This is a genomic window from Mitsuaria sp. TWR114 (genome assembly GCF_007997345.1).
In genome coordinates this window covers 1-4,171 of record NZ_VOSR01000680.1, presented here as the reverse complement: position 1 = coordinate 4,171, position 4,171 = coordinate 1, and the positions used below count along the sequence as shown (strand labels likewise).

At 71.9% G+C, this 4,171-nt stretch carries 2 protein-coding genes and 1 pseudogene; 2 read left to right on the top strand and 1 reads right to left on the bottom strand.

The annotated features are described in order from the left end of the window. Nucleotides 1-699 (bottom strand): annotated as a pseudogene (locus tag FUT87_RS22205) (hypothetical protein); the annotation flags it as partial. Nucleotides 700-1,167: 468 nt separating this feature from the next. Between FUT87_RS22205 and FUT87_RS22200 the strand changes: the two are divergent. Both FUT87_RS22200 and FUT87_RS22195 read left to right on the top strand, forming a co-directional pair. Further along, a complete protein-coding gene (locus tag FUT87_RS22200; protein WP_091732387.1) occupies nucleotides 1,168-2,877 on the top strand; it encodes a DUF1800 family protein in 1,710 nt (569 codons plus the stop codon). 14 nt (nucleotides 2,878-2,891) lie between these two features. Further along, a partial coding sequence (locus tag FUT87_RS22195) for a DUF1501 domain-containing protein (protein ID WP_147242419.1) occupies nucleotides 2,892-4,171 on the top strand: 1,280 nt, incomplete at its 3' end.

Below are 4,171 nucleotides of genomic sequence, written 5' to 3'. Positions count from 1 at the left end.
CGCCGCGGGCATTGCGATGCCGAACGCCATCACGGCGCCCAGCAGCAGCGCCGCGCGCCAGGCGTGGTGATGGCCGGGTGCGCCTTCCGCGCCGGGCGTGCCATCCACGCCAGCCGCGTCTGCGGTGGTCGCCTCGGCCCCTTGGACGTGCGCTGGAACGAGCCCGCGCACGAGCGACGGCACCATCGGCATCCGGCGCAGGTGCTCGAGCGCCGCGAGCGCCGCGTCCGCATCACCGCGCGTGGCGGTGGACAGGGCGCGCGCGACCTGGAGCGATGGACCGAATGGCCCGGCGGCGGTGAGCGTCGCGGGCGTCTGGGCGCCGGGCAGCAAGGTGTCGATCAGTCGTTGGAGCGCTGGCGACTCCGCCGTCTCCTGGGAGCCACGCGTGAACAGCGCGGCCGTGGCCGACGCGAAATCCGCGGCGCTGGCGACCACCCGCACGGGCGCCTGCGGCGCGTCCTGCGTTGACCCTGGCGTGCCGACGATCGAGCCTGGCGCACCTGTCCCATCCGTCGCATCCGTCGCCGCCCCAGCGCCCGCTGCGCCGAGAGCGCCGGCAGCGCCCGTGCTGGCCTGGGCCGCGGGATGCAGCCGGTCCACGAGCGCGGCCGAGCGCTCCTGGATCCATTGCGCGGTCGCCGGGCGGAACTCGGTGCCGGTGGGGAGCTCGACCGCGGGGCCGGGCGTCGCCGGCATCCGCAGCGGCGCGATCGAGGTGCGGAGATAGAAGGGCCCCGCGGCGACGCTCGACGGACCGGGTCGGAGCTTGCGCTTGAGCTGGTCCAGGAGGCCGTCTTCCGAGGGATGCGTGGGGGAGCGAGCGGGTGGCGTGACCGGCGCGGCGGGCGAGGGCGCGTGGTCGGCGCCGACGGTCGGCGCGAGCGGTCCCCCGGCGGTACGGGAAATTGTCATGGCGTCGCCAGCCTGAGCGCGACCCCGCCCAGCCCCGCGCGCGGACGCGAAGCGGGAGCGGCGCCGGCGAAGCGTCCGCCATTCCTCACCGACTTGTTTCCACGCCGTATCCGAGTCCGACAAACTCCGCGCGTGCAGAAATCACGCGGCAACAACCTGTTGCCGCGCCTTTCACCTGTTGTACGAATGACGGTGTATTGAGCGCGCCGTCTCGCCACCATCCCGCATCCGCTGCTTCGGGCTGATGCCGAGATGACTGCCGCCGCTCATACCCCCTTCGCTCCGACCGACGACGACCGCGTCGTCGATGCGACGTCGACCTCCGGGACCTCGGCCGCGCTCGCGGCGGCGGCCGCGGCGGCCCTGCTGGCCGCTTGCGGCGGCGGTGGCGGCGAGACCGCCGACGGCGGCGGCCCCGACAGCGACCCGCAGAACAGCGTCCCGCCCACCGATGCGCAGGCCGCGCGTTTCCTCGGCCAGGCCGGCTTCGCGGCCAGCGCCACCGACATCGCCGCGGTCAAGTCTTCCGGCTACGCCCGCTGGCTGGACCAGCAGTTCGCCGCGCCCCGCACGCAGGGGCATTACGACTGGCTGGTCGCCAAGGGCTACAACGCCGAGTCCTTCCGCAACAGCCTCTCCGGCGTCGACGCCACGCTGTGGCGCAAGCTGATCGGCTCGCCCGACCAGCTGCGCCAGCGGGTGGTGCTGGCGCTGTCGGAGATCTTCGTCGTGTCGATGACCGGCCTGCCGGTGAGCTGGGCCAACATGGCCACCGCCGGCTACGTCGACATGCTGGAGCAGCGCTGCTTCGGCAGCTTCCGCGCGCTGATCGAGGGCGTGACCCTGTCCCCCGCGATGGGCGTGTTCCTGGCGATGCGCGGCAACCGCAAGGAAGATCCCCGCACCGGCCGCCAGCCCGACGAGAACTACGCCCGCGAGGTGATGCAGCTGTTCACCATCGGCCTGAACCAGCTCAATCCCGACGGCACGCCCAAGACCAGCAACGGCAAGACCATCGACACCTACACGCTGCCGCAGATCACCGAGCTGGCGCGGGTGTTCACCGGCTGGGACTTCGACACCACCGATGCCAACGGCGCTGATCCGAGCTACATGACCCGGCCGATGAAGCACACGGCCAGCCGCTTCTCCACCGGCGCCAAGAAGGTGCTGGACGTCACCATCCCCGAGACCGCCGACGGACCCGCCGCGATGAAGCAGGCGCTGGACACGCTGGTCGCGCATCCCAACGTCGGGCCGTTCATCGGCCGGCAGCTGATCCAGCGCCTGGTGGCGTCCAACCCCAGCCCCGCCTACGTGCAGCGCATCGCCGCGGTCTTCGACAACAACGGCAAGGGCGAGCGCGGCGACCTGCGCGCGGTGATCCGCGCGATCCTGCTCGACAGCGAGGCCCGCCAGCCCTCGACCGCGCCCGGCGGCGGCAAGCTGCGCGAGCCCATCCTGCGCCTGATCCAGTGGGCCCGCAGCGTCAACCTGACGTCGCCCGGCGACCTCTGGGCCATCGGTGACACCAGCAACCCGGCCACGCGCCTGGGACAGAGCCCGCTGCGCAGCGGCTCGGTCTTCAACTTCTTCCGGCCGGGCTACGTGCCGCCCAATTCCCAGCTAGGCACCAACAACGTCACCGCGCCGGAGTTCCAGCTCTGCAACGAGAGCACCGTGGCGGGCTACCTGAACTTCATGCAAAGCCTGATCGGCAACGGCATCGGCGACATGAAGCCCGACTACACGGCGGACCTCGCGCTGGCCGCCGACCCGGCGGCGATGGTGCAGCGCCAGGCCCTGGTGATGGCGGGCGGCGACCTGTCGGCCACGACCATCACCACCATCGCCACCGCCGTCGCCACGATCAAGGCCGACACCGACGCCGGCAAGCTCAACCGCGTCAAGGCCTCCTGGCTGATGGTGCTGGCGGCGCCCGAATACCAAGTGCAGAAGTGAGCGGAGCGACAGCCATGCCCCACATCTCGAAACTGGCGTCGCTGCGTCGCCGCGAATTCCTCCAGCGCGCCTCGGCGCTGTCCGTCGCGGGCACCGCCGCGCCCTGGGCGCTGCAGCTGGCCGCGATCAACGAGGCCGCCGCCGCCGTCGCGCCCGGCGACTACAAGGCCATCGTCTGCCTGTTCATGTATGGCGGCAACGACCACGGCAACACCCTGGTGCCCTACGACGCCGCGAGCCACCAGGCCTACGCCACCATCCGCCAGGCGCTGACGACGCCGCGCGACCAGCTCGCCGCCACCGCGCTGACGCCGGCCACGGCGCTGCCGGACGGCCGTCAGATGGCGTTGGCGCCGACGATGACCCGGCTCAAGCCGGTCTTCGACGCCGGGCGCCTGGCGGTGATGCTCAACATCGGTCCGCTGATGCAGCCGACCACGCTGGCCCAGTACAAGGCCGGCAACGTGCCGCTGCCGCCCAAGCTGTTCTCGCACAACGACCAGTCCAGCCTCTGGCAATCGTCCCGGCCCGAGGGCGCGACCTCCGGCTGGGGCGGCCGGGTGGCCGACCAGTTCCTGGGCAGCAACGGCAACGCGACCTTCACCTGCATCAACGTCTCCGGCAATGCGGTGTTCATGTCGGGCGGGCAGGCGGTGCAGTACCAGATGAGCAGCGGCGGCGCCGTCGCCATCAATGGCGCGACGCGGTCGCTGTTCGGGTCCGCGGCCTGCTCGGAAGCGCTGCGCGCCCTGGTCACCGCCGAGCGCCAGCACTGGATGGAGCAGGAGCTCAACCGCGTCACCGCGCGCTCGATCAGCGCGCAGGGCACGATCTCGACGGCGCTGGCCAACTCGACGCTGCAGACGCCCTTCGACACCGGCGGCCTGGCGGCCCAGCTGCAGACGGTGGCCCGGCTGATAGGCGCCCGCTCGGCGCTGGGCGCGCAGCGGCAGGTCTACTTCGTGTCGATCGGCGGCTTCGACCTGCACGACAACCTGGTGGCCCAGCATCCCGGCCTGCTGGGCACCGTCGCCAACGCGATGGCCAGCTTCGACGCGGCGCTGGGCGAGCTGGGCGTCGCGCAGAACGTCACGACCTTCACCGCCTCGGACTTCGGCCGCACGCTGAGCTCCAACGGCGACGGTTCCGACCACGGCTGGGGCAGCCACCACCTCGTGATGGGCGGCGCGGTCAAGGGCGGCCGCTTCTACGGCCAACTGCCCTCGGTGAGCGTGAACGGGCCGGACGACGTCGGCCAGGGCCGCCTGCTGCCGACGACCTCGGTGGACCAGCT